This is a genomic window from Curvibacter sp. GW821-FHT09D12, from assembly GCF_059416245.1.
Genome location: NZ_JBWKOU010000002.1, coordinates 335,901 through 358,700, shown reverse-complemented (window position 1 = coordinate 358,700; position 22,800 = coordinate 335,901). Strand labels below are relative to the sequence as shown.

Sequence of the window (22,800 nt, the reverse complement as noted above, 5' to 3'; positions counted from 1 at the left end):
GGATTGCTGGCGTTGCATGGGCGAAATGCTATCACAGCTTTTTTCTAAGGGCCTGCGTACCCTGCCTATCGCTGCGATAGCCGCTTCGACGTAGCGCCTGCTTTCGCCCGGGGCCGGGGGGCGCCCGCCCGCAAATTAGGGCGCGCAGGCCCTTGTGGCGGTGCCTCGCGCCTCGTGCAGCAGGCGCCGGCCCGTTGCACGCAGCGCGACGTGGCGCTTGCCATCGCCATCTGCCGTGCGCTCAACCAGCCCTGTCTTCTCCAGCGGCAGCAGCCGAAGCAGCAAGTGCGAGGCGGACATCCGCAAGCTGCGTGCCAGCGCCGCCGTGGGCATAGCGCTGCCGGCGGCATCCAGCACCGTCAGCAGCACGAAATCGGTCCACGACAGGCCGTGATGTGTGCCGAGTTCATCGTCGAGCTTGAACGCGATCGCCGAGTGCTCCAGGTGTCGATCCACGCAGGCCTGCAAGGCTTCTTCGCTCATGGTGCCAGCCCTTGCAGTTCGCGGTGAATCTGCTCCAACGCTTTCAGTTCGCCCGCATAGTCGAAACTCTCATCCTGGCGTTCCTTCACGAGTTCCAGCACCTCGAAGGCGAGTCCGTCCTCGCCGCTGCAATTCCACCCGGCCTGCAGCTTGCGGTCTGCGTGCTGACCCATGCGCAGTTCGAAGCGAGCGCGATTCAGCGCCGCGTACACGTTACGGCTGGCGCCGAGCAGCAGGTGATCGCCCGCTCGGTCGCGGATGGCGTAGATGCCCATGGGCGGGAAGCTGTCACGCACCTGGCGCGCGGCGGCCCGTCGCGCCGAGCGCGACGCCTGGTTGGCGGAATAGTCCATCTTTTTTCTCCTTGTGACGGTAGTAGAGGCCGTGCAGCGCCAGCATGGCGAGGAACGCGGCAGGACAAGCCCAGAACACACCTGCCAGGCCGAAGCGCGCTTCCAGCGCCACGGCAAGGGGCCATTCGATGCCTACGATCGCGGCCAGGCTTAGGAGTGCCGGCACCAGCGCCGCGCCGCTCGCGCGCATCGCGCCGACCAGCACGTGGCTCCATCCGAGCAGTACCCTGCTCCAGGCGACGGTGCGCACGATGGTGAGAGCCTGTTCCAGCACGGCTCCAGGCTCCAGGAACACGCGCAGCGCGAATGGCGCGAGCAGGTGCGCAGCGCCAACGACCAGCGCGGTGACCAGGGCGTTCAAACGCAGCCCCGTACGCACGATCGCCAACACCCTTTCGCGCCGTCCCGCGCCGACTGCGTGCGCGCTGAAGATCGCCGCGGCAATGCCCAGGCTCATCGCCGGGAACTGCACCCAGCTCAGAACCTGCGTTGCCGCGCCATAGGCGGCGGTAGCGGTCGAACCATGGCGGTTCACCAGGCCCAGCAACACGATCTCAGCAAAAGCCATCGCCAGCATCTGCAATGCGGCTGGCAGACCGATGTGCAGCATGCGTCGGGCGATCACCGCACTTGGCTTGCAGTGCTGCCATCCGGCGCCGGGTGCTAGCGGATGGCCGTCCCGACACCAGCGCCAGATCAACACGGCAAGTGCAGCCAGCTGTGCAACGAGCACCGAGACAGCCACGCCAGCAGCGCCCAAGGGCGTGGCCGCAACGAACAGCGGCGTGCACACCGCGCCCACCAGCGTCGCGCCCAGCAAGGACCACATCGGCGAGCGCGCGTCGCCGGTGCCGCGGCTCAGTGACACGCCCGCCCATGCGACGAACACGAAGGGCGTCACCAGCAACATGGCGCGCGCATAGCGGATCGCGGCCGGCAAGATGTCCGGCGGCGTGCCGAGAGCCTGCATCAACCACGGTGCAGACCACGCACCCGCCACCGCGACCGCAAGCCCGACCCCAAGCGCAGCCGCGAAGGCCGTCGCACCCACGCGCCGCACCTGCGTTGCGTCACATGCGCCCCATGCTTGTCCCGCAAGAATGGTTGCGCCGGAGCTCAGCCCGATGATCAGCGACAGCAGCAGGAAGAACGCGGGAAAGAACGAGGCGGCCGTCGCGATGCCGATCACGCCCAGCAGGTGTCCGAGCCAGAAGCCATCGAGCAGTCCGCCCGCGCTTTGCAGCGCATGCGTCAGGATAAGGGGAGTCAGCAGCGCAAGGTAATGCGTGCGCAGTGTCGGCGTCGGTCCGGCGGGGGTTGGCATTTCTCGCTCGTTCATGGGGGGCCTTGTGAATCGCGGGCGTGCGTGTGCCCGCAGCGCTGCAGCCCGGAGCCGCGCGCTGATTTCAAAAAAAGAAGGAAGTCCGGCTCAGCCGGGTGCAGGTTCGGCGAGATCTAACACGTAGGTCTGCACGTCTTCCGGCCAAGCGGCCATCTGCGCCACCAGCCGCTCGTGGTCGCCGGCGAACAGTGCCCGCGATGCTTCCTCGAAGCCCGCGAGATGGCCGGCCAGCGTAGACATGGCGTGATACGCGCGGTCGCGCGCCTGGCGCGTCCGGCTCTTGTCGCCGTCGTTGCGCCGCGCTTCATGCACAAGCTTGCGCAAGACCACGGAGGCCCCGCCCGGTTGCGCGGCCAACCAGTCCCAGTGTTCCGGTAGCAATGTCACTTCTCGCGCGACCACACCGAGCTTGGGGCGGCCGCGGCCCTTGGGCGCCGGGGTTGGCAGCACCTCGGTGTAGCGTGCCGCAACGGCTTCCTCGCCGCCACGCAAGTCCAAGTCAGCCGACCGACCACTGGCATCGCTGAAGACCAGTGGATACCTCTGGGGTTGCGCCTGCTGGGCCCGCAGCACGGCCACGGCGACCTCATGCAAAGGACCCTTGGCGAGGCGCCGTCCCTCGAGGAAGGCTGTGTAGGTGAGTGGCGTGGGCTGGTTCATGTCGAAAATTTTACCCGGATCAAATTCGCAGGTCAATAATACCCGGGTAAAAATAAAACGGTCTGACTTGAGGACCCGTCACGTGCCCGTTTGTGCCTGCACCAGTCCGTGTTGCAACGGCTGCAGACTCCGCCTGAATGCGGGGCTTGAGTCGGCTGCGTCGATGCCCGCTTCAGCGCTGGCCTCGTGGCCACATCAAGGCCAGCAGAGAGAGGCCGCAGAACACGGCGCCGGCCACAAAAGTCGTGGCCGGGCCCTGGCTGTCCCACAGCAGGCCGGCCACCGTGCTGGCCAGCAGCATGGCCAGGCCGCTGACCAGGTTGAAGAAGCCGAAGGCCGTGCCCCGCAGGTCATCTGGTGCCGTGTCGGCCACCATGGCCGCCAGCAGGCCTTGTGTCAGGGCCATGTGCACCCCCCACAGCGCCACGCCGGCCAGCAGGCCGGCGGGCCCGGCCTCGGTGGCCAGCAACAGGTCGGCCAGCAGCAGCACCAGCACCCCGGCGGCCAGCAGGCCACGGTGCCCGATGCGATCCGACAGTTTGCCGAAGGGGTAGGCCAGCAGCGAATACACCCCGTTCATGGCCACCATCACCAGCGGCACCAGGGCCATGGCGATGCCGCTTTGTTGGGCGCGCAGCACCAGAAACGCTTCGCTGAAGCGGGCCAGCGTGAACAGTGCACCCAAAGAAACTACCCACCAGTAGGCTGCCGGCAGCCGGCGCAGCTTGGCGCGCTGGATCGGATTTTCGCGGGGTGTACTAGCAGGCCGCGCGGGTTCCTTCAAGCCCAGTACCAGCAAGGCTACCGCCAGCCAGGCCGGCACCGTGGCCACCCAGAACACGGCGCGGAAATCATTGGCCCAGAGCAGCATCAGGCCGGCAGCGATCAGCGGGCCGGCAAAGGCCCCCACGGTGTCGAGCGACTGGCGCAGGCCAAAGGCCGCGCCGCGCAGATGGGCCGGTGCGATGTCGGCCACCAGCGCATCGCGCGGGGCCCCGCGGATGCCCTTGCCCACGCGGTCCAGCAGGCGGGCTGTCACGATCAGGCTGGCGCCGCCGGTAAGGGCGAACAGCGGCTTGCTCAAGGCCCCCAGGCCATAGCCCAGCACGGCCAGCGATTTGCGTCGGCCCCAGTAATCGCTGAGCACGCCCGAGAACACTTTCACGATCAGTGCCGTGGCCTCGGCCAAGCCCTCGATCAGGCCGACCGTGGCCATGCTCATGCCCAGCGTGCCCACCATGAACATGGGCAGCAGGCTGTGGATCATCTCGGACGAAATGTCCATCAGCAGGCTCACGAAGCCCAGGGTCCAGATGCCTGCCGGGATGTGGCGCAGTCCGCTGGCAGGCGATGTTGGATTGGCGCTCATGGTCTGGGCGGTGTCAGAGGCCCAGGGGCGACACGCCGATCAGCCACTGGTGGCCCCAGAAGGCAAAGGCCGCCCAGGCCAGCAGTCCGGCCAGCACCGTCATGGCGGTGCTGCCACTGTGGGCTGCGGGGTAGACCGTGCCCAGGGCCCGGTCGCGTTGTCGGGCGCTGCGGAAATCCAGCACGGCCCAGGCCAGAAAGCTGCCGAACAGCAGCCCGTCGGCCAGGTTGCCATTGGCCAGCAGGTGTGCCAGCGCCCACACCTTCACCGCCAGCACCATGGGGTGGTGCAAGCGGGCCTTGAATCCGTTGTGGGGCACATAGGCCGCAGCCAGCAACACGAACGAGATCAGCATCAGCAAGGCCGCGCCATGGCGAGTGGCCACCGGGGGGACCCACAGCACCACAGGGCTTTGCCGTGCCAGGCCGTAGCCCCACACGATCAAGGCAAAGCCCAGCAGCGACAGCAGTGAGTAAAGGCCTTTCCAGGCGCCCTCACCCAGTCGCGTGCGCGTGCGCCAGCTTTCGGCCACGATGCGCACCGAATGGACGCCCAGGAACAAGATCAAGCCCAACACCAACCATGTCATGGATTCACCTCCTCACGCCACCCGGCGACTGGCTGATTATGGGTGCCCTGGCGCGGCTTTGCATGTCAGGTGTGTACAAGGTCGACTCCTTTGCCTGGGGTGGCCGCGTCGCGCAGACACTGCACCAGCAGACTGGCTGCCGGGGACAGCCGTGCGCCGCGGCGGGTGACGATGCCGTAGGCCTCATGGCGTGAGCGGATCGCCAGCGGCAGTCGGCGTGCGATCCGGTGCTCTTCGCAAAAGGCCATGGTGCCCTCGGCCATCAAGGCCACCAGGGTCGGGTCCTGCTTGAGCATCAGCATGGTGGCCAGCGATGAGGCTGTCTCGATCGGATAGGGGGGCAGCCCCAGGCCCGCCTCGCGGAACTCGCGCTCCAGCAGGGTGCGCAGGGGCATGTTGCCGGGGTAGAGAATCCAGCGGCACGAGGCCAGTTGGGCCAGCGTCACCCGTCGGGCCTTGGCCAGGGCGTGGCGCGGTCCGACGGCCACGGCCACGCTCTCATCCTGCAAGGCTTCGTAGTCGAACTGGTCGGCCTGTTTGGCCACCGTGGTGCGGCAGATGGCCAGGTCCAGCCGCCCCTCGTTGAGCAGGTTCAGCAGCTCGCTGCTGATGCCTTCGCGCACCTCGATCGACAAGGCCGGCTGGGTCTCGCGCAACTGGGCCAGCGCACCGATCAGCACCGAGTGCAGCGCGCCGGTGATGGTGCCCACGGCCACCCGGCCGCCACTGCCCCGCAGCACCCCGTCGATCTCTTCGCGCAGGTGGTCCAGGTCGGACGAGATCACGCGGGCGTAACGGATGATGCAGCGCCCCAATTCGTTGGCCAGCACGCCCTTGGGTGAGCGCTCGAACAAAGCCATGCCGAAGGTCGACTCGATCTCGCGCAAGGCCTTGGTCAGCCCCGGCTGCGTCATGCCCAGGCGATCGGCCGCCCGGTGCAGCGAGCCCGCTTCGTCGAGCGCCACCAGCAGGGTGAGTTGGCGAAAGCGCAGGCGAGAGGTGATCGAGGTGAGGCTGGGGACCATGGGGATTCCAAAAGGTTATTGCCAGATCAAAAGCTCTCACTATGCAGCATGGCGGGGCCCTCCCAGAATCCCGCAGCACAAGGAGACAAGGCATGAAACTGCTTCGCTATGGCCCCCCGGGCCAGGAGAAACCCGGCCTGCTGGATGGGGCTGGCCAACTCAGGGATCTGTCGGCCCAGGTGGTTGACATCGAGGGCAGCACCCTCGACCCCAACACCCTCGATCGGCTGCGCGCCATCGACCCCTTCAGCCTGCCTCTTGTGGCCGGTACGCCTCGCCTGGGGCCTTGCGTGGGGCGCATCGGCAAGTTCATCTGCATCGGTCTGAACTATGCCGATCACGCGGCCGAATCGGGCATGCCCGTGCCCACCGAGCCCGTGGTGTTCAACAAATGGACCTCGGCCGTGGTGGGGCCGAACGATGATGTGCGCATCCCGCGTGGATCGCTGAAAACCGATTGGGAGGTCGAGCTGGGGGTGGTCATCGGCCGTGTCGCCAGCTACGTGGAAGAGGCCGAGGCCATGGCCTACGTGGCTGGCTACTGCGTGGTCAATGACGTGTCGGAGCGCAGCTACCAACTGGAGCGTGGCGGCACCTGGGACAAAGGCAAGGGCTGCGACACCTTCGGCCCCACCGGGCCCTGGCTGGTCACCGCCGACGAGGTGCCCGACCCGCATGCGCTGCACCTGTGGCTGGAGGTGGATGGCCAGCGCTACCAGGACGGCAACACCCGCACCATGGTCTTCAAGGTGCCCCAGCTGGTGGCTTACCTGAGCCGCTTCATGACCCTGTACCCCGGTGACGTGATCTCGACCGGCACCCCACCCGGCGTCGGCATGGGCTGCAAGCCCGAGCCGGTCTACCTGCGCCCTGGACAGACCCTGCGCCTGGGCATCGAAGGCCTGGGTGAACAACAACAACGCACCGTGGCCGCCTGAAAGGAGCCGACACCATGAACCAGCAAGAATTTGAAGGCCGCACCGCTGTCATCACGGGCGGCGCCCAGGGCATCGGCCTGGCTGTTGCCCAGCGCCTGCTGGCCGGTGGCGCCCGGGTCAGCCTGTGGGATGCCGATGCCTCGGCGCTGGCCGCGCAGGCCCATCTGCCCGTGCACCGGGTGCAGGCCAACATCACCGATCCGGCCGATGTCGAGGCGGCCCTGAGCGAGACCGAGGCCCGATGCGGCCCCGTGGCCCTGCTGGTGCACAGCGCCGGCATCGCGGGGGCCAATGCCCCCTTGGTGGATTACCCCACGGCCGAGTGGTTGCGCGTGCTCGATGTCAATCTCAACGGCACCTTCCATGTCAACCGGGCGGTGGTGGCGGGCATGATCCGGCGCAACTACGGCCGCATCGTCAACATCGCCTCGATCGCGGGCAAGGAGGGCAACCCCAACGCGGCGGCTTACAGTGCCTCCAAGGCGGGGGTGATCGCCCTCACCAAGAGCCTGGGCAAGGAAACGGCGCAGTACAACATCGCGGTCAATGCCATCACACCGGCCGCCGCGCGCACCCGAATCTTCGAGCAGATGTCGCAGCAGCACATCGATTACATGCTGTCCAAGATCCCGCGCGGCCGCTTCGTCGAGGTGGATGAGATTGCCGCCATGGTGGCCTGGCTGCTGACGGCCGAGAACTCGTTCACCACCGGTGCCGTGTTCGATCTGTCAGGCGGCCGCGCCACCTATTGAGACCTTGAGACCTTGAGACATCGAGACCGGCCCCGCCCGGCGCGCCCCCGCTGATTCCAGCCATGACAACAGGAGACAACACCATGACCATCCCTCGCCGCGGCTTTCTGGCCGCCAGCTGTGCCCTGGGCATCGCAGGCCCTTTCTCGTCGGCCCGCGCCGCCAGCGACTACCCTTCGAGACCGATCGAGCTGATCGTGCCTGTGGCGGCCGGCGGAGGCACTGATCTGGTGGGCCGCGCCTTTGCCGAGGCGGTCAAGAAGTACCTGCCGCAACAACCTGTGGTGGTCACCAACAAGCCCGGGGCCAGCGGCGCCATCGGCACCGCCGAACTCATCAATGCCAAGCCCGACGGCTACAAGCTGGGCATCATCATCTGTGAGCTCACCATCATCCCCAACCTGGGCATCACCAAGCACACGGCCTCCGACCTGCGCCCCATCGCCCGCCTGAATGCCGACCCGTCGGCCATCACCGTGCGCGCCGACGCCCCCTGGCAGAACGTGGACGAGTTCCTGGCTGACGCACGTCGCCGCAAAGACCCGGTAGCCATCGGCAACGCAGGAGTGGGTTCGATCTGGCACATGGCGGCTGCCGCACTCGGCGACAAGACCGGCATCGCTTTCAACCACGTGCCCTTCCTGGGCGCGGCCCCGGCCGCCGTGGCCTTGCTCGGGGGGCATGTCGATGCGCTCACGGTCAGCCCGGGCGAGGTAGCCCAGCATGTGGCGGCCGGCAAGATGCGCACGCTGGCCGTGATGGCTGAGCAGCGCCTGGGTTCGGCATTGTTCGAGAAAGTGCCCACCCTCAAGGAACGCGGGGTGGACCTGTCGGTGCAGGTCTGGCGCGGCTTGGGGGCGCCCAAGGCCCTGCCGCAGGACCTGGCCGACCTGTGGGCTGACGTGGCCCGCAAGGCCGCCGATGACACGGTGTTCCGTGAGGCTCTGCTCAAGGCCAACCTGGGCTGGGCCTATGCCGATGGGCCCAGCTTCCAGGCCGCCATCGACAAGGACCGGGCCTTCTACAAAGACCTGGTGCCCAAGCTCAACATCCCGAAGGCCTGAGTGAGCTCAGCGTGCAGCGTGGCGCTCGCGTTGCTGCGCCAGCCACCCGGGCACCGCGGCCTTGCTGCAACGTTGAAGGGTGCTCAGCAAGCCGTGGTCGGCCTGCAGTTGCCAGCGCTGCTGCAGTTGCTGCTGCAGGTGGGCCAGCAGCGATGCGGCCATCTCGGCATCGGCCAGCGCCCGGTGGGCGCGGCCGGCGGGCGGCAGGCCCAGAAAGGAGATCAGCGAGCCCAGCTTGTGGCTCGGGGCCTGCGGGATCAGACGGCGTGACAGCAGCACCGTGCAGGCAAAGGCTTGCGGCGCGCTCAGGCCGGCCCGAGCCAGCTCGGCCACCCAGAACTTGCGGTCAAAGGCCGCGTTGTGCGCCACCATGGGCGCGTCGCCCACAAAGCGGCTGGCTTCGCCCATCACCTGCTCGGCCGGCGGCGCGGCGGCCACCATGGCATTGGTGATGCCGGTGAGCTGGGTGATGAAGGACGGGATGCGCACCCCCGCATTCATCAGGCTCTGGAAACGGTCCACCACCCGCCCCTGCTCCAGCAGCACGATGGCCACCTCGGTGGCACGTGCGCCTTGCTCGGGCGAGACGCCCGTGGTTTCGAAGTCGATGACAGCAATGGTGGACATGGGATGGGGCCGAAAACAGAGGAAGTCAGGGGTCGCATCGACCCGGGTGGCACGGCTGCAGAACGAGCGCAGCTCAGTCGCGGCGTCGATCGGAGTCCTGGCTCTGGTAGTAACGCGCCTTGGCCGCATACATGGCCTGGTCGGCCCGTGACACGGCAGCATCAAGCGACTCGCCCTCCTGACAGGTGGCCGTCCCCATCGACAGGGTCAATGGCTGGCCCGGGTAGAACTGGTTGTTCATCTCGAGCAGCGACTGGATGCGCTCCTGCACCGCGGTTGCGGCCCGTGCATCAGAGGCCGGCAGCAGCAGGGCAAATTCGTCGCCCCCGATGCGGGCCGCACAGGCCGGTGCATCCACCGCCTTGCCCAGCACTTCACCGGCGCGGCGCAACATGGTGTCGCCGGCGGCATGGCCTTCTTCGTCGTTGACCCGCTTGAGCCCGTTGAGGTCGACGATCAGCAGGCTGACGGGCCAGGGGCCGCGCCGGGCCAGTCGATTGAGCTCGTCGGCATAGAAGGCGCGGTTGCGCAGCCGGGTCAGCACGTCGTGCTTGCCCAGGTACTCCAGGTAGGCTTCAGCCTTCTTGCGGGCGGTGATGTCCACCAGCGACACCAGCACCAGGCTCCAGTCGTTCTCATGGCCTTCCAGCACCGAGAACTGCATGTGGATGTGCAGCTTGTCGCCGTTGAGCGTGTAGTTGGCTACTTCGCGGTGTTGCACCAGCTTGTTCTGCCACAGGTCGATCAACTGGTCGGAGAACGAATCCACCATCTCGCCGCGGAACAGCTGGTCGAGCCGGCTCAGCAGTTCGCCCTTGGACTGGGCACCGAACATGTCCAGCGTCAGCTGGTTCACGTCCACCACCCGGATCTCCTGCATGCAACGGGTCACAAACTCGGGGTGCACCCGGATGAAGGTGGGAAAGTCGGTGATGCCCTGGCGCCGCGCCTCGTCCAGCAATTGCTTGACGGCGCTGAAGTCCTCCACCCACAGCGACACGGGCGAGTGCTCGAAAAGATCGCGCGCGTACTGCTCGCTGTTGGCCAGGCGCTGCAGGTTGCGGGTGGTGTCGGTCACGTCTTCCAGCGACACCATCACGCGGTCCCATTCGGCCTCGTGGCCCTGCAGGATGCGGGCCCGTACCAGCACGTCGAGGCGGCGCCCGTCCAGCGTGTAGTTGACGGTCTGGTTCACGAACTCATGCTGGCCGTTCCACAGCTGCGTCCACTCGGCCACCACCTGCGGGAACATGTCGTCGCGGAACACCTGGCCCAGGTTGGCCAGCAGATGGGTCGTATCGGTGGCACCGAACAGGCTCAGGGTCTTGCCATTCACCCGCAACACCTGGATGCAGCCCGTGCCCTCGGCCACCAGCTCGGGGTGTTGTGCCAGGTGCGCGGCCAGGTCTTGCACGCCCTGGTCGCGCAGGCGCTCGAAAAAGCGCTTGAGCAGGCTGAAGTCTTCCAGCCACAGCGACACCGGCGCCAGCTCGAAGATGCTCTCGAAATCAGTGGCGGCAGCGGTCGGTGTCAGGAGGCTCATGGGCGTGGGGTCGGACGCGGGTGGCGTCCCTGGAAAATGCGGTTCTGGCAGTTTAGCGGGGCCATGTGAAGCCTGGTTGACGGGCTACACAGCGTCGTTTCAGGCGGCTGTGCCTGCGTCGTGGGCCTTGCGTGCGCTGGCGCGCCGCGCCCGCACCGCTTCGGCCAGGCCTTGCAGCACCGGCAGCGTCTGGGCCATGCTGATGCAGGCATCGGTCACCGAGACGCCGTGCTGCAGCGGTTGGCCGGGCACGATGTCCTGGCGCCCTTCTTCCAGGTGGCTTTCGATCATCAGGCCGGTGATGCGCACATCGCCGGCCGCGATCTGGCGCGCCACGTCGGCAGCCACCTCGATCTGGCGGCGGTGCTGCTTGCTGCTGTTGGCATGCGACACATCGATCATCACCTGTTCGCGCAGGCCGGCCGACTTGAGCATGGCGCAGGCCGCGTCCACGTCGGCGGCACTGTAATTGGGCTGCTTGCCGCCGCGCAGGATCACGTGGCAGTCCTGGTTGCCACGGGTCTCGAAGATGGCCGACTGACCCATCTTGGTCATGCCCATGAAGGCATGTGAGGCCTGGGCGGCCTGGATCGCATCGGCCGCCACCTTCACCCCGCCGTCGGTGCCATTCTTGAAGCCCACCGGGCAACTGAGCCCGCTGGCCAACTGGCGGTGGCTTTGGCTCTCGGTGGTGCGCGCGCCGATGGCGCCCCAGCTCACCAGGTCGCTGATGAACTGCGGGCTCAGCAGGTCCAGGAACTCGGTGCCCACCGGCAGGCCCACCTCCAGCACGTCAAGCAGCAACTGGCGGGCCAGCTCCAGCCCTTCGTTGATGGCAAAGCTGCCATCCAGGTGCGGGTCGTTGATGTAGCCCTTCCAGCCCACCGTGGTGCGGGGCTTCTCGAAGTACACCCGCATCACGATCAGCAGGTCGTCGGCCAGCGCATCGGCCTGTTGCTTGAGCTGGCGGGCGTAGGCCATGGCCTGCGCGTGGTCGTGGATCGAGCACGGGCCCACCACCACCACCAGCCGGTCGTCTGCACCGTGCAGCACGCGCGAGATGGCGCTGCGGCTGTGTTCCACCAGAGCCTGGGCCGAGGCGGGCGTGGGCAGCCATTCCTGCAGCAAGGCGGGCGTGATCAGCGGGCGCACCGCACGGATGCGGGTGTCGTCGATGCGGGTGGTGTCGTGGGTGTGGTCGGCCGAGGCGGTCGAAGCGCGAACGTGGGCAGTCATGGTGGCAGCGTTGGGGTTGTTCGGAGGACGGGCTGGGGCTCAGGCCTTCTTGAGGAAGACCGACTTCAGCATGAACTGACCCTGGTCGGTCTTGCAGTCCACATCGTGGTCGCCGTTGTCATGCACCAGGCGGATGCTTTTGACCTTGGTGCCCTTTTTCAGCACGGTGGAGCTGCCCTTGACCTTCAGGTCCTTGATCAGCAGCACGGCGTCGCCGTCGGCCAGCGGCTGGCCGTTGGCGTCACGGATCACGCCGTCGCCCGGGGCGGTGTCTTCATCGCTGGTTTCGGCCTGGGCCGGCCACTCGAAGGCGCAATCGGGGCAGATGAACTGATCGCCATCGGCGTAGGTGTTCTCAAGCCCGCATTGGGGGCAGGCGGGCGGGGTGGTACTCATGGTAGGGTGATCCGGGGAAGCAATGAAAGCCCGATAGTTTAGGCCCCCAGCCTCAATGCCCGTGACGGGGCCTGGCGCGAGGCCGGGCATCGGCCGTGGAGGAATGCACGGGTTCCAGCAGCGCAAAGTCGATGAACCCGCGTTCCACGTCGGTGTGTTTGAGCTCCACGCGCAGCAGCTGGCCCACGCGCAGCGGCGGCAGGTGCCCGATCAGCCGCCCCTCCACCGGGGGCGCCAGCAGACGCACCCAGGTGGCCGAGGCCTCGGTGCCAGTCACCAGCGCGTCGAACGATTGGCCCACAAAGCGCTCCAGGTACAGCGCGGCCTCGCACTTGCGCAGCTTGCGCTCCACCTTGCGCGAGGCGTCTTCCTGGCGGGTGCAGTGCTGTGCCAGCGCCTGCAGTTCGGCGTCGCTGTAAGGCATGGGCTGCTGGGCCAGCGCGGCCTTCACCATGCGCTGCGTGATCAGGTCCGGAAAGCGCCGGTTCGGCGCGGTGGAGTGGGTGTAGTCGCGCAGTGCCAGCCCGAAGTGGCCCAGCGGACGCTGGCCCGCCTGCTCGACCACGTATTCGCCCGAGCCCATCAGCTTCACGATGACCAGCGACAGGTCGGGGAAACGCAGCGGGTCGGCCGCGTGCCGCCGCGCCAGAAAGGCTTCCAGCGCGCGCGAGTCGGGGCTGCCGGGCAAGGTTTCGCCATACTGGGCCGCCACCTCCACGATGCGCATCCAACGCTCGGGCGAACGCACCACCCGGCGCAGCGAGCGCCCGCTGTGCCGCGCCAGGAAGTGGGCGGTGCAGGTGTTGGTGGCGATCATCAGCTCTTCGATCAACTGGCGCGCGCGGTTCTGCACCTGCTGCTCGATGCCCACCAGTTGCCCGCCGTCAAACACGGCCCGCGGCTGGAAGGTCTCCAGCGCCAGCGAGCCCTGGGCATGCCGGGCTTGGCGCAGGGTCTGGGCCACCTGGTCCTGCAGGCGCAGTTGCTGGTCCATGCCGCTCACGCGGGCTGCGGCCTCGGGCAGCGGGCCCTGGCCCTCCAGCCAGGCGGCCACCGCGTCATAGGCCAGCTTGGCCTGGTTGTGCACCCGGGCCCGGTACAGGCGCGCAGCGTGCACGCTGGCATCGGCATGGATCACCATCTCGGTCACCAGGGCCAGCCGGTCCACCTCGGGGTTGAGCGAGGTGAGGTCATAACACAGGGCCTCGGGCAACATCGGAAAAATCCGCGCCGAGGTGTAGACCGAGGTGGTGTTGAAACAGGCATGCTCGTCGATCGCCGAACCTTGAGGCACCACGCTGTCGACATCGGCAATCGCCACCCACACGCGGGTGGCGCCGTCGGGCAGGGCCTCGGCCACGGTGAGCTGATCCAGGTCGCGCGAATCGTCGTTGTCGATCGAGCACCACAGCAAGTTGCGCAGATCGGGCAAGGCCTCATCAGGCGCCGCCGGGGCCTGCCGGATCGCGTCGACCTGGTGCTGCACGGCAGGCGAGAATTCGGGCTGCAGGCCCCGCTCGGTCATGCTGGCAGTGGCGATGCGTTGCAGGTCGGCGTAGCGGCCGGGCCGGTTGGCGTAGGGAGCAGACATGGGGCACAGCGGCCGGGGCAAGCCCGGGCAAAAAGGGGAGACAACTCATTTTGCAGCAAGCCGACCGGGTGAATGGGCTGGACCGACGCCCCCCTGTGCAGGGGGCGACAGCGCTGGATCGACTCGGGCTGTTAGAGTTTTGCGCTTCAAGCGGTGCCCATTCCGGCTGCCGTCCTTGACCCGACCGCACCTGACCCGACCGCATCTGATCTGACCGCACATGACCGCACACCGCAGCGCCTCCGCCCCCTCCTCCGCTCCCGCCGCGCCGCGCCACCCTGGCGCACCGGCACCGGGCCCTGCCAAGCCCCTGTGGCGGGTGTTCCTGAGCTTTCTCGGGCCCATGTTGCTGAGCAACATCCTGCAAGCCCTGTCGGGCACCATCAACAACATCTACATCGGCCAGATCCTGGGCGTGCAGGCCATGGCTGCGGTGTCGGGCTTTTTTCCGGTGGCCTTCTTTTGCGTGTCCTTCATCATCGGCCTGGGGGCGGGCTCGTCGGTGCTGATTGGGCAGGCCTGGGGGGCCCGCGACACCGGGCGCGTCAAGGCCGTGGCCGGCACGGCCTTGTGCGTGGCCCTGCTGCTGGGCCTGATCGTGGCGCTGGTGGGGGGCAGTTTCACCCCGGCGCTGATGCGTGCCCTGGGCACCCCAGCCAACATCCTGGACGAGGCCACGGCCTATGCCCGCATCGTGCTGCTCAACATGCCGATGATGTTCCTCTTCCTGCTGATCACCGCGATGCTGCGGGGCGTCAGCGACACCGTCACGCCACTCAAGGCGCTGCTGCTGTCCACCGCGCTGGGCCTGGTGTTCACGCCGGCCTTCATCCTGGGCTGGGCGGGTCTGCCGCGCATGGGGGTGGCCAGTGGTGCCCTGGCCTCGGTCTTGTCCACGGCCTGCGCGCTGCTGTGGCTGGGCTGGCACCTGCGCCGCCGCCTGCACCCCCTGGCACCCGATGCCGCCTTGCTGCGCCACCTGCGCATCGAGCCCCGACTGCTGGCCACGGTGCTGCGCATCGGTGTGCCCACGGGGCTGCAGATGATCGTCATCTCGCTGGCCGAACTGGCCCTGCTGTCCCTGGTCAACGGCTTTGGCTCGGACGCCACGGCGGCCTATGGTGCGGTGAACCAGATCGTGGCCTATGTGCAGTTTCCGGCCATCTCGATCGCCATCACGGCCTCCATCCTGGGCGCCCAGGCCATCGGGGCCGGGCGCAGCGAGCGCCTGGGCGACATTGCGCGCACGGGCCTCTTGATGAACCTGGTGCTCACCGGGGCCCTGGTCACCGTGGCCTATCTGTTCTCGCGCGCCGTGATCGGGTTTTTCATCACCAGCGCCCCGGTGCTGGAGCTGGCCCAGAACCTGTTGCACATCATGCTGTGGAGCAGCGTGATCTTTGGCATGGCCAGCGTGTTGTCGGGCGTGATGCGGGCCAGTGGCTCGGTGCTGGCGCCCACCGCCATTTCGATCTTCTGCATCCTGGGGGTCGAGGTGCCTGTGGCCGTGCTCATGAGCCGCCACATCGGCGTGGAGGGCGTTTGGGTGGCCTACCCCGTGGCCTTCATCGCCATGCTGCTGTTGCAGAGCCTGTACTACCGGCTGGTATGGCGGCGGCGTCCGATCCGCAAGCTCGTGTGAAAGGCCCCGCGCCCCAGGCCCTCTTGGTGCTTCACAGCGTGGCCACGTAGCGCACTGCCGCCATGGCAAAGGCAAACACCAGCCCTTGCATGAAGCGGTTGCGCACGGGCACCGGGGAGCCGCGTTGGGCACGCCAGTGCCCGATCCACGCCAGCATCCCACCCGACAACAAGGGCGACAGTGCCAGATTCGCCAGGCGAAGGCCCTTGCCCGGCAGCAGCGAGTGGGGCAGCACCAGCAGGCTCAGGGCCCCCACGGCCAGGCCCAGCAAGGCATAACCCAGCAAGGTCACCAGCGGGTGGGGTGGTGCCCGGCGTTCGGGCTTGCGAACCAGATGCAGGCCCCATTCCGCCAGCAGTTCGCCCATCACCTGCAGCACCACCTCGCCGAAGATCTCGAACACCAATTCGAACAGAAATTCCATCGTGGCAGGTCCTTGGTTCAATGAAAGCGCTGATCGAGCCAGCGCCGGGCCAGGGCGGCGATGTCGGCCGGGCTCAGGGGCTCGGTGGTGTCCACCGACAGCACCCAGGGCAGCTCGTCCGCCTCGGGCCCGCCGGGGCCCCTCAACTGGCTTTGCAGCACTTCGGGCGTGGCCTCCGAGGCATCATCGCCGCGGGCCTGCCGCGCCTGGATGCGAGCGCGCATCAGCGCGGGGTCGCAGTGACAGTGCAGCACTCCAAAAGGCCGGCCCAGCGAACGGGCCAGGGCCTGGAAGCGGTCGCGTTCACCGCGCCTCAAAAAGGCCGCATCCACCACCACGGGCCAGCCCGCGCGCAAGGCCATGTCGGCCTGCTCAAGCAGACGGTCAAAGGTGCGGCGTGTGGCTTCAGGCGTGTAAAGCGACAGCCCCAGTGCCTCGGAACGCTGCAGCGCCTGCAGGCCGAACAAGCGCTTGCGCTCCACGTCCGAGCGCAGGCGCACGGCCCCGGTGGCTTGCAGCAATTGCGCCGCCACCGTGGATTTGCCCGAGCCCGACAGGCCCAGCGTGATCAGCAGGCGTGGCCCGCCTGGCTGGCCCTGGCTCAGGTGTTGCGCGCAGGCCAGGTAGTCGGGCGCGCCCGACTGCGGTGGGCTCAGGGTGGCCACCAAGGCGCGCACCAGAGCACGCGCCACCTCGTAGAAACGCAGCACCGCCAGCCCTGCATGGTCGCCAGTCTGCTGCAGGTAGTGGTCCAGCACCCAGGCTGCCAGATCAGGGCGACCGTGGGCGTGCAGGTCCATGGTCAGAAAGCCCAGGTCGTTCATCACATCGATCCAGCGCAGGGCCGGGTCGAACTCGATGCAGTCGAAACCCGTGGCGCCTTCATCGGTCAGCACACAGTTGTTCAGGTGCAGGTCGCCATGGCCTTCGCGCACCCAGCCCTGTTCCAGCCGGGCCTGCCAGACCGGGGCCAGCACCCCGGCCTGGGCCTGGAGCCACTGGCGAAGTGCCGCCACCGAGCCTTCACCCTTGCCCAGGGCCGCCTGCAACTGCGCCTGCAACTGCGCCAGCACCTGCAGCGCCACCTGTTCGATCTGGGGTGCCTGGCCCCAGCCCTGCCCGGGGCGGGCCACGGCCGCCTGCTGGTGAAAGCAACCCAGGCGCTGCGCCAGGTCCTGCAGCTCTTCGGCGCGCAGCAAACCGGCGGCCAGCCGTTCGCTGAGCAGGGCACCCGGGGCAAAGCGGCGCATGTGCACCGCGTACTCGATGGCGGGCCCCTCGCCGCCCAGCACCGGGGCCTCGGGGGTGCCGGTGATGGCCTGCACGCCGAGGTACAGCTGCGGTGCCAGGCGCTGGTTCAGGCGCTGCTCCTCTTCGCAGAAGTGCCTGCGCAGCGCCAGCGTGCTGAAGTCCACAAAGGGCAGCCGCACCGGCTTCTTGAGTTTGTAGGCGCTGGGGCCTGCCAGCAGCACCCATGAGATGTGGGTTTCGATCAGGCGCACGGGCTGCCCGGTGCTGGCCTGCAGCCCGGCCTGCAGGGCATGGATCAGCACGGCGTCCGCACCGGGAAGGATGGGCTTGCTGGGGTTCATGGGGCCCCAGTGTGCCGCACCACGCGGCGGCCGGCTTGACCTGGGGCAAGCCGGCCTTGCGGGCCAGCGCTGGCTCAGTCCATGGGTGCCCGGGTGAACACTGCCAGCCCCTCGGCCCAGGCGCTGAAGTCGGCCAGGTGCGGGCAACGTGTCGCGCCGATCTGCCCTGGCAGCATTCTTTGCGCAAACGACCAGGCGACGGTGGCACTCACGCCGGCCTGGGTCAGGGCCGGGGCCTGGCGTGGCCAGGGCGCACGTGCCAGGTCGGTCTCGAGTGCATCGAAGGCAGCCAGTGCCTGGCCACGCACCCGCTCCAGCCAGGGGCCGTGTTGTTTCTCGGGCGGGCGCAGCTGCAGCTCGTAGACGATCTGAACTGTTTTCTCGCAGGCTGCCAGGGCCAGCCCCGTGGCCCGCAGGGCCTGCAGTCGAGCTGGGCCGGCTGCAGGCCACAGACTGGTGGTGGCGAGTGATTCGAGGTGGTCCAGAATCAGCCCGGAGTCCATCAGCACCGTCCCGTCGTCGCACACCAGGGTGGGTGCCTTGACCACCGGGTTGATGGCCGAAAATTCGGCGTACTGCCTGAACACCGACACCGGCCGATGTTCAAAGGGCAGGCCCAGCCAGTGCATCGACACCGCAACGCGGCGAACATAGGGCGAATCCAGCATGCCTATCAATTGCATCTTCAGGTCCTTCAGAGGAAAGATGCTGACGATAGGCCGGTGGTGCCGAGATCGGAATGGGCAACCATCGGAAATCAAGCCCTGGCGCCGATGCCTCATCGGTGGCGTTGGGGTCTCCTGAAAGCGTGTATGAAACTTGACCCCAAAGACCTTCAGATTCTGCAAGCCCTGCAACGTGACGCGCGCCAGAGCCTGGCTGCGCTGGGCAAGCGCATCGGGCTGTCGCAGCCTGCCATGAGCGAGCGCGTGCGCAAGCTTGAAGACGCAGGGGTGATCGAGGGTTATGGTGCCCGGGTCAATCTGCGGGCCCTGGGCGTGGGCTTGCAGGCCATCATCCGCATTGAGACCACGCATGCCTACATCGCACGGTACGTGGCCTTGTTCGAGTCGATGGACGAGGTGCTGGAGGCCGACCGCGTGACCGGCGAAGACTGTTTCATCGTGCGCTGCGCGATTGCCGAACCCGCCGACCTGCAACGGGTGGTGGACACCCTGGCTGCCCATGGCAGCGTCACGACCTCTCTGGTGTTGTCGAGCCCCGTGCGCAAGGTGGTGACGGTGCAGGCAGCGCTTCGTTAGGGCGCCCTCCGGCAGGCTCAGTTCTTCAGGCCCCACCAGCCGGGCAGCAGGCGGCGCACCTCGGGCCGGGCAAAGCGGTCGTCCAGCAGGTGGATCACGCCTTGGTCGTCGGGCCCGCGGATCACCCGTCCGGCGGCCTGCACCACTTTCTGGAGACCGGGGTAGAGGTAGGTGTAGTCGTAGCCGGCATGAAACTGGGCCTGCAGCCGGCGGCGGATTTCTTCGTTGACAGGGTTGAGTTGCGGCAGGCCCAGGGTGGCCACAAAGGCACCGATCAGCCGCCGGCCCGGCAGATCGATGCCTTCGGCAAAGGCCCCGCCCAGCACGGCGAAGCCGATGCCCTGACCCTCGTCCTGGAAGCGAGCCAGAAAGCCCTGCTGCTCGGCTTCGCTCATGCCCCTTGATTGGCTCCAGCAAGGCAGTTGGGGGTGCCGTTGGGCCAGGCGGGCTGCGGCCTGCTGCAGGTAATCGTGGCTGCTGAAAAAGGCCAGGTAATTGCCGGGCCGGGCCTGGTACTGCGCGGCCATGCGATCCACCAGGGGGTCGAGCGAGGCCGCGCGGTGCTGGAAGCGGGTGGACAGGTTCAGGGCCGTGTGCACCTGCAACTGGGCGGCCTGGAACGGTGACTCGACCTCGATGCAGGCGGTGTTGTCGGGCAGGCCCAGCAGGTCGGCGTGGTAGTGCATGGGTTGCAGCGTGGCCGAGAACAGCGTGGCGGTGCGGGCACTGGCGAAACGCGCGCGCAGAAAGTGCGCCGGCACCAGGTTGCGCAGGCACAGCACCGATTGCCCGGGCACGGGGCTGGCCGCCGGGCCGGGGCTTGTGTCCACCATCGAATGCGGGCCGAACTGCTCCAGCAGGCGGCCCAGTTGCAGGGCTTCGAATTGAAAGTCGAGCAGGGCCGGGTCGTTGTCGCTGGGGTGTTCGGTCTGATGCTCGGCCAGGGTGTTGAGGGCTTGTTGCAGGGCGGCCAGCAGCTTGGGTGGGAAGTGGTCGTGTACCTGGTAATGCGGGCCTTGCGCGTTGTCGTGTGCCTTGTCGTGGGCCACCCAGGCCCGGCCGACCCGGGCCAGGGCCTGGCGCACCGGCACCGACTGCTGGGCGGTGGGGCTTTGGCGTGCCCGGCTCAGGTGTTCGGGGCGCAGCGTCACGCTGTACATGCTGCGGGCCCGCTCCAGCAGGTTGTGGGCCTCGTCCACCAGCAGGGCCACGCGCCAGTGGTTGGCCTGCATCAGGCCGTGCAGCAGGCCGCCTGCGTCGAAGTAGTGGTGGTAGTCGCCCACCACCACATCGGCCCAGCGAGCCAGCTCCTGGCCCAGGTAGTAGGGGCAGACCTGGTGCTGCAAGGCCACGCTGCGCAGCGTGGCCTGGTCAAGCGTTGCGGTGTTGTCGAGCGCTGCGCTGCGGGCCGCGGGCAGGCGGTCGTAGAAGCCGCGGGCCAGCGGGCAGGACTCGCCATGGCAGGCCCGCTCGGGGTGTTCGCAGGCCTTGTCACGGGCCACCAGCTCCAGCACCCGCAGCGGCCAGCCCGGGGCGCGGCCCAGGCGTTGCAGCGCCGCCAGGGCCAGTGGGCGGCCCGAGGTCTTGGCGCACAGGAAAAACACCTTGTCGATCTGCTGTTCGGGTGTGGCTTTGAGCAGCGGGAACAGCGTGCCCACGGTCTTGCCGATGCCCGTGGGCGCCTGGGCCAGCAGGCAGCGCCCGCTGCGTGCGGCCTTGTACACCGCCTCGGCCAGAGGCCGCTGGCCGGTTCGGAAGTCGGGGTGCGGGAAGCCCAGTGCTTGCAGGGCCGTGTCGCGCGTTTGGCGGTGGGCCTGCTCGGCCTGGGCCCAGGCCAGAAAGCGCGCGCACTGGGCCTCGAAATGGGCTTGCAACTCAGCGGCGCTGCAGTGCCGGGTGAACACGGTCTCCTGCTCGGTGCCCACGTCCAGGTAGACCAGGGCCAGCGTCAGCCGGTCCAGGCCGTTTTGTTGGCACAGCAGCCCGCCGTAGACCAGGGCCTGGGCCCAGTGCAGCTGGCGCTGGGCGGGGTTTTGCCGCTCCAGCGAACCCTTGTGGGTCTTGACTTCATCGAGCCGGCCCTGCTCGGCATGGAAACCATCGGCGCGGCCACGCACTCGCAGCAGGCCCTGGTACAAGCCGCTGAGGGGGAGCTCGGCCTGGTAACCCGGGCCACGCCGGCGCGCCACCAGGGTGTGGCCGGCCATGCCCTCCTGCGCGCTGGGGGCGGGGGTGAAGCGCAGGTCAAGGTCGCCTTGCTTGGCGGTGAACTCGCACAGTTCGCGAACGGCCACGGTGTAGACCACGGCAGCCTCCGCCTGGGGCGGTGCCGGGGCTGCGTCGCTCACACCAGCTCCTGGTTCGGGTCTTCGCCCAGGCGGGTTTGCAGTTCGTCGCCTTCACGGCGCAGCGGGGTGGCCTTGGACAGGGCCAGCCAGACCGGAAAAGGCAGCGTGCAGCGCGCGTGGCGGGCCGCACGCAGCATCTCGAACTGGCCATCGGCCAGGTTGCCATGCAGCACCCAGATGCCCAGGTGTTCAGGGATCTCATTGGGCCGCGCCACCCCGGCCGGAAACACGTAGTAGCAGGCCTCGCTCAGCCACTGATAAGCCTGGCGTTTGGCGCTGTGGCGCAGGTCGGACAGCAGATCGGCGCGGCTGAACTTGATCTCATGCACCATGGGTTGCAGGTAGGCCTCGACCGAGGTGTTGCGCACCGAAAACAGGTCGGGTCGGGCCATGCGCCACACGTGGGGCACGGAGGCCGGTGCAGGCGGGGCTTCGTCGGGCCAGAGCGTGGGTTCTGCGGGGGCGGTGTGGGTGTCCGTGTCGGGCCCGGCTGGCGGCATCGGCGGGTCAGCCTCCGGGGTCTGTCCTGGCGGGTCGATGGCGGCGCGCAACGAGAGTTCGCGCCACACGATGCGGCCCGTGGCCATCAGGTGCTCGGCAAAGCGTTGCGCCAGCCGGTCGTGGGCACTCAGGGCCCGCAGGCTGCGCTGGCGCGCCTGCGCCAAGGTCTGGATGCCGGCCTCGGTCAGGCGCAGGCATTCGTGGCCCTCAGGGGTGGTCTGCATCGCCACCAGGCCCGCGGCCAGCAGGTCGATCTCCAGGCCGTCCTTGCTCGGCCAGCCGGCCGAGCGCCAGATCTGCATCAGGCGGGTGCGGTGAAAGCGGGTCAGGTTCAGTTCCGTCATGGGGTGCGGCGTCAGCGGTGCGGCGGGCGATGGCTGATTTTATATACAGTATGACGCGCCGACCATGGTCGCTTGTGGGGGCCCGGTTGGCGGGTGGGGTTCCCTCGGGTCTCCATGACATCTTGATGGCAGGATTGTTGTCGAAATTGAAATTCTTATTTGAATATCTAGCGGTTTTGTTGTGGTGATTGCTTGTCTACAGTCGCGTCATTCGGGGTCAGGCCCAAGGCCGGCCCGGTTTGATCTTCCAACGCCACTGACCGCGAGAACCTGACACCATGAAGCCCACTCAACTCACCGCCCTCTTGTTTGCAGCCCTGGCCGCCGTGGCCAGCGTGTCGGCCCAGGCCGATGTGCGCAGCCGCGCCGAAGTCGAAGCCGAAGCGGTCAAGGCCGCCAAAGATTCGGCCGTGTCGGTCGACTCCAAGTCCAAGGTCGCGCCTGTGATGAACAGCACCCGCACCCGTGCCGAGGTCGAAGCCGAAGCCATCAAGGCGGCCCGCGATTCGGCCGTGTCGGTGGATTCCAAGTCCAAGGTGGCCCCGGCCTTGCCCAACAGCCGCGACCGGGCCGAGGTGGACGTGGAAGCCGTCAAGGCCGCCAAGGATTCGGCCGTGTCGGTCGACTCCAAATCCAAGGTGTTCCCGGTGCTGCGCTGAGCCCGGTCCCGCTTGTCACCCCGCAAAAAAGGCTGGCCTGTTGGTCAGCCTTTTTTTCGT

At 67.7% G+C, this 22,800-nt stretch carries 23 protein-coding genes; 6 read left to right on the top strand and 17 right to left on the bottom strand.

Annotation, left to right across the window (positions count from 1 at the left end; all coding sequences use genetic code 11):
- Positions 1-135: 135 nt before the first annotated feature.
- From AC07PT_RS04135 to AC07PT_RS04105, 7 genes are all read right to left on the bottom strand, one after another.
- Complete coding sequence (locus AC07PT_RS04135) at positions 136-483, bottom strand: MarR family transcriptional regulator (protein ID WP_494655865.1); 348 nt, start codon at positions 481-483, stop codon at positions 136-138.
- Positions 480-836 (bottom strand): GIY-YIG nuclease family protein, encoded by a 357-nt coding sequence (locus tag AC07PT_RS04130; RefSeq protein ID WP_494655864.1) that lies wholly within the window; start codon positions 834-836, stop codon positions 480-482. Before AC07PT_RS04130 ends, AC07PT_RS04135 begins: the two co-directional genes overlap by 4 nt.
- Positions 772-2,175, bottom strand: a complete 1,404-nt coding sequence (locus AC07PT_RS04125; RefSeq protein WP_494655863.1) for an MATE family efflux transporter — start codon at positions 2,173-2,175, stop codon at positions 772-774. Before AC07PT_RS04125 ends, AC07PT_RS04130 begins: the two co-directional genes overlap by 65 nt.
- Before the next feature lie 90 nt (positions 2,176-2,265).
- Positions 2,266-2,838: a DUF2239 family protein gene (locus tag AC07PT_RS04120; RefSeq protein WP_494655862.1), complete on the bottom strand. Its 573-nt coding sequence runs from the start codon at positions 2,836-2,838 to the stop codon at positions 2,266-2,268.
- Between the two features lie 172 nt (positions 2,839-3,010).
- Positions 3,011-4,207 (bottom strand): MFS transporter, encoded by a 1,197-nt coding sequence (locus AC07PT_RS04115; protein WP_494655861.1) that lies wholly within the window; start codon positions 4,205-4,207, stop codon positions 3,011-3,013.
- Positions 4,208-4,220: 13 nt separating this feature from the next.
- Positions 4,221-4,796, bottom strand: a complete 576-nt coding sequence (locus AC07PT_RS04110) for an NnrU family protein (protein ID WP_494655860.1) — start codon at positions 4,794-4,796, stop codon at positions 4,221-4,223.
- Positions 4,797-4,861: 65 nt separating this feature from the next.
- Complete coding sequence (locus AC07PT_RS04105) at positions 4,862-5,821, bottom strand: LysR family transcriptional regulator (RefSeq protein ID WP_492348631.1); 960 nt, start codon at positions 5,819-5,821, stop codon at positions 4,862-4,864.
- A gap of 92 nt (positions 5,822-5,913) precedes the next feature.
- Between AC07PT_RS04105 and AC07PT_RS04100 the strand changes: the two genes are divergently transcribed.
- The 3 genes from AC07PT_RS04100 (at position 5,914) to AC07PT_RS04090 (ending at position 8,575) form a co-directional block, all read left to right on the top strand.
- Positions 5,914-6,759: an ureidoglycolate lyase gene (locus tag AC07PT_RS04100; protein WP_494655859.1), complete on the top strand. Its 846-nt coding sequence runs from the start codon at positions 5,914-5,916 to the stop codon at positions 6,757-6,759.
- Between the two features lie 14 nt (positions 6,760-6,773).
- On the top strand, positions 6,774-7,511 hold the full coding sequence (locus AC07PT_RS04095) for an SDR family NAD(P)-dependent oxidoreductase (protein ID WP_494655858.1): 738 nt from the start codon (positions 6,774-6,776) through the stop codon (positions 7,509-7,511).
- Between the two features lie 83 nt (positions 7,512-7,594).
- Positions 7,595-8,575 (top strand): Bug family tripartite tricarboxylate transporter substrate binding protein, encoded by a 981-nt coding sequence (locus AC07PT_RS04090; RefSeq protein WP_494655857.1) that lies wholly within the window; start codon positions 7,595-7,597, stop codon positions 8,573-8,575.
- A gap of 6 nt (positions 8,576-8,581) precedes the next feature.
- Here AC07PT_RS04090 and AC07PT_RS04085 read toward each other — a convergent pair whose 3' ends face one another.
- From AC07PT_RS04085 to AC07PT_RS04065, 5 genes are all read right to left on the bottom strand, one after another.
- A complete protein-coding gene (locus AC07PT_RS04085; protein ID WP_494655856.1) occupies positions 8,582-9,202 on the bottom strand; it encodes a 3'-5' exonuclease in 621 nt (206 codons plus the stop codon).
- Between the two features lie 73 nt (positions 9,203-9,275).
- Positions 9,276-10,745, bottom strand: a complete 1,470-nt coding sequence (locus AC07PT_RS04080; protein WP_494655855.1) for a sensor domain-containing diguanylate cyclase — start codon at positions 10,743-10,745, stop codon at positions 9,276-9,278.
- Between the two features lie 99 nt (positions 10,746-10,844).
- Positions 10,845-11,981, bottom strand: a complete 1,137-nt coding sequence (locus AC07PT_RS04075) for a 3-deoxy-7-phosphoheptulonate synthase (protein WP_492348625.1) — start codon at positions 11,979-11,981, stop codon at positions 10,845-10,847.
- Between the two features lie 39 nt (positions 11,982-12,020).
- Entirely contained in the window at positions 12,021-12,377 is a 357-nt protein-coding gene (locus tag AC07PT_RS04070) for a zinc ribbon domain-containing protein YjdM (RefSeq protein ID WP_492348624.1), read from the bottom strand.
- A 52-nt stretch (positions 12,378-12,429) separates the two neighbouring features.
- Complete coding sequence (locus AC07PT_RS04065) at positions 12,430-13,968, bottom strand: RNB domain-containing ribonuclease (protein WP_494655854.1); 1,539 nt, start codon at positions 13,966-13,968, stop codon at positions 12,430-12,432.
- Positions 13,969-14,311: 343 nt separating this feature from the next.
- Between AC07PT_RS04065 and AC07PT_RS04060 the strand changes: the two genes are divergently transcribed.
- Positions 14,312-15,610 (top strand): MATE family efflux transporter, encoded by a 1,299-nt coding sequence (locus tag AC07PT_RS04060; RefSeq protein WP_492348643.1) that lies wholly within the window; start codon positions 14,312-14,314, stop codon positions 15,608-15,610.
- A 31-nt stretch (positions 15,611-15,641) separates the two neighbouring features.
- On the opposite strand, the gene AC07PT_RS04055 is transcribed toward AC07PT_RS04060, so the two are convergent.
- From AC07PT_RS04055 to AC07PT_RS04045, 3 genes are all read right to left on the bottom strand, one after another.
- On the bottom strand, positions 15,642-16,034 hold the full coding sequence (locus tag AC07PT_RS04055) for a hypothetical protein (RefSeq protein WP_492348622.1): 393 nt from the start codon (positions 16,032-16,034) through the stop codon (positions 15,642-15,644).
- A 17-nt stretch (positions 16,035-16,051) separates the two neighbouring features.
- Entirely contained in the window at positions 16,052-17,626 is a 1,575-nt protein-coding gene (locus AC07PT_RS04050; protein ID WP_494655853.1) for a bifunctional aminoglycoside phosphotransferase/ATP-binding protein, read from the bottom strand.
- A gap of 74 nt (positions 17,627-17,700) precedes the next feature.
- Complete coding sequence (locus AC07PT_RS04045) at positions 17,701-18,309, bottom strand: glutathione S-transferase family protein (protein ID WP_492348620.1); 609 nt, start codon at positions 18,307-18,309, stop codon at positions 17,701-17,703.
- 129 nt (positions 18,310-18,438) lie between these two features.
- Here AC07PT_RS04045 and AC07PT_RS04040 point away from each other — a divergent pair, with 129 nt between their 5' ends.
- Complete coding sequence (locus AC07PT_RS04040) at positions 18,439-18,888, top strand: Lrp/AsnC family transcriptional regulator (RefSeq protein WP_492348619.1); 450 nt, start codon at positions 18,439-18,441, stop codon at positions 18,886-18,888.
- Positions 18,889-18,905: 17 nt separating this feature from the next.
- On the opposite strand, the gene AC07PT_RS04035 is transcribed toward AC07PT_RS04040, so the two are convergent.
- Positions 18,906-21,236, bottom strand: coding sequence for an ATP-dependent DNA helicase (locus tag AC07PT_RS04035; protein WP_494655852.1), 2,331 nt, complete (start codon positions 21,234-21,236; stop codon positions 18,906-18,908).
- Positions 21,233-22,081 carry a hypothetical protein gene (locus AC07PT_RS04030; protein ID WP_494655851.1) on the bottom strand — a complete coding sequence of 283 codons (849 nt, stop codon included), beginning with the start codon at positions 22,079-22,081 and terminating at the stop codon, positions 21,233-21,235. Before AC07PT_RS04030 ends, AC07PT_RS04035 begins: the two co-directional genes overlap by 4 nt.
- 278 nt (positions 22,082-22,359) lie before the next feature.
- Here AC07PT_RS04030 and AC07PT_RS04025 point away from each other — a divergent pair, with 278 nt between their 5' ends.
- On the top strand, positions 22,360-22,740 hold the full coding sequence (locus tag AC07PT_RS04025; protein WP_492348616.1) for a hypothetical protein: 381 nt from the start codon (positions 22,360-22,362) through the stop codon (positions 22,738-22,740).
- Positions 22,741-22,800 lie beyond the last annotated feature (60 nt).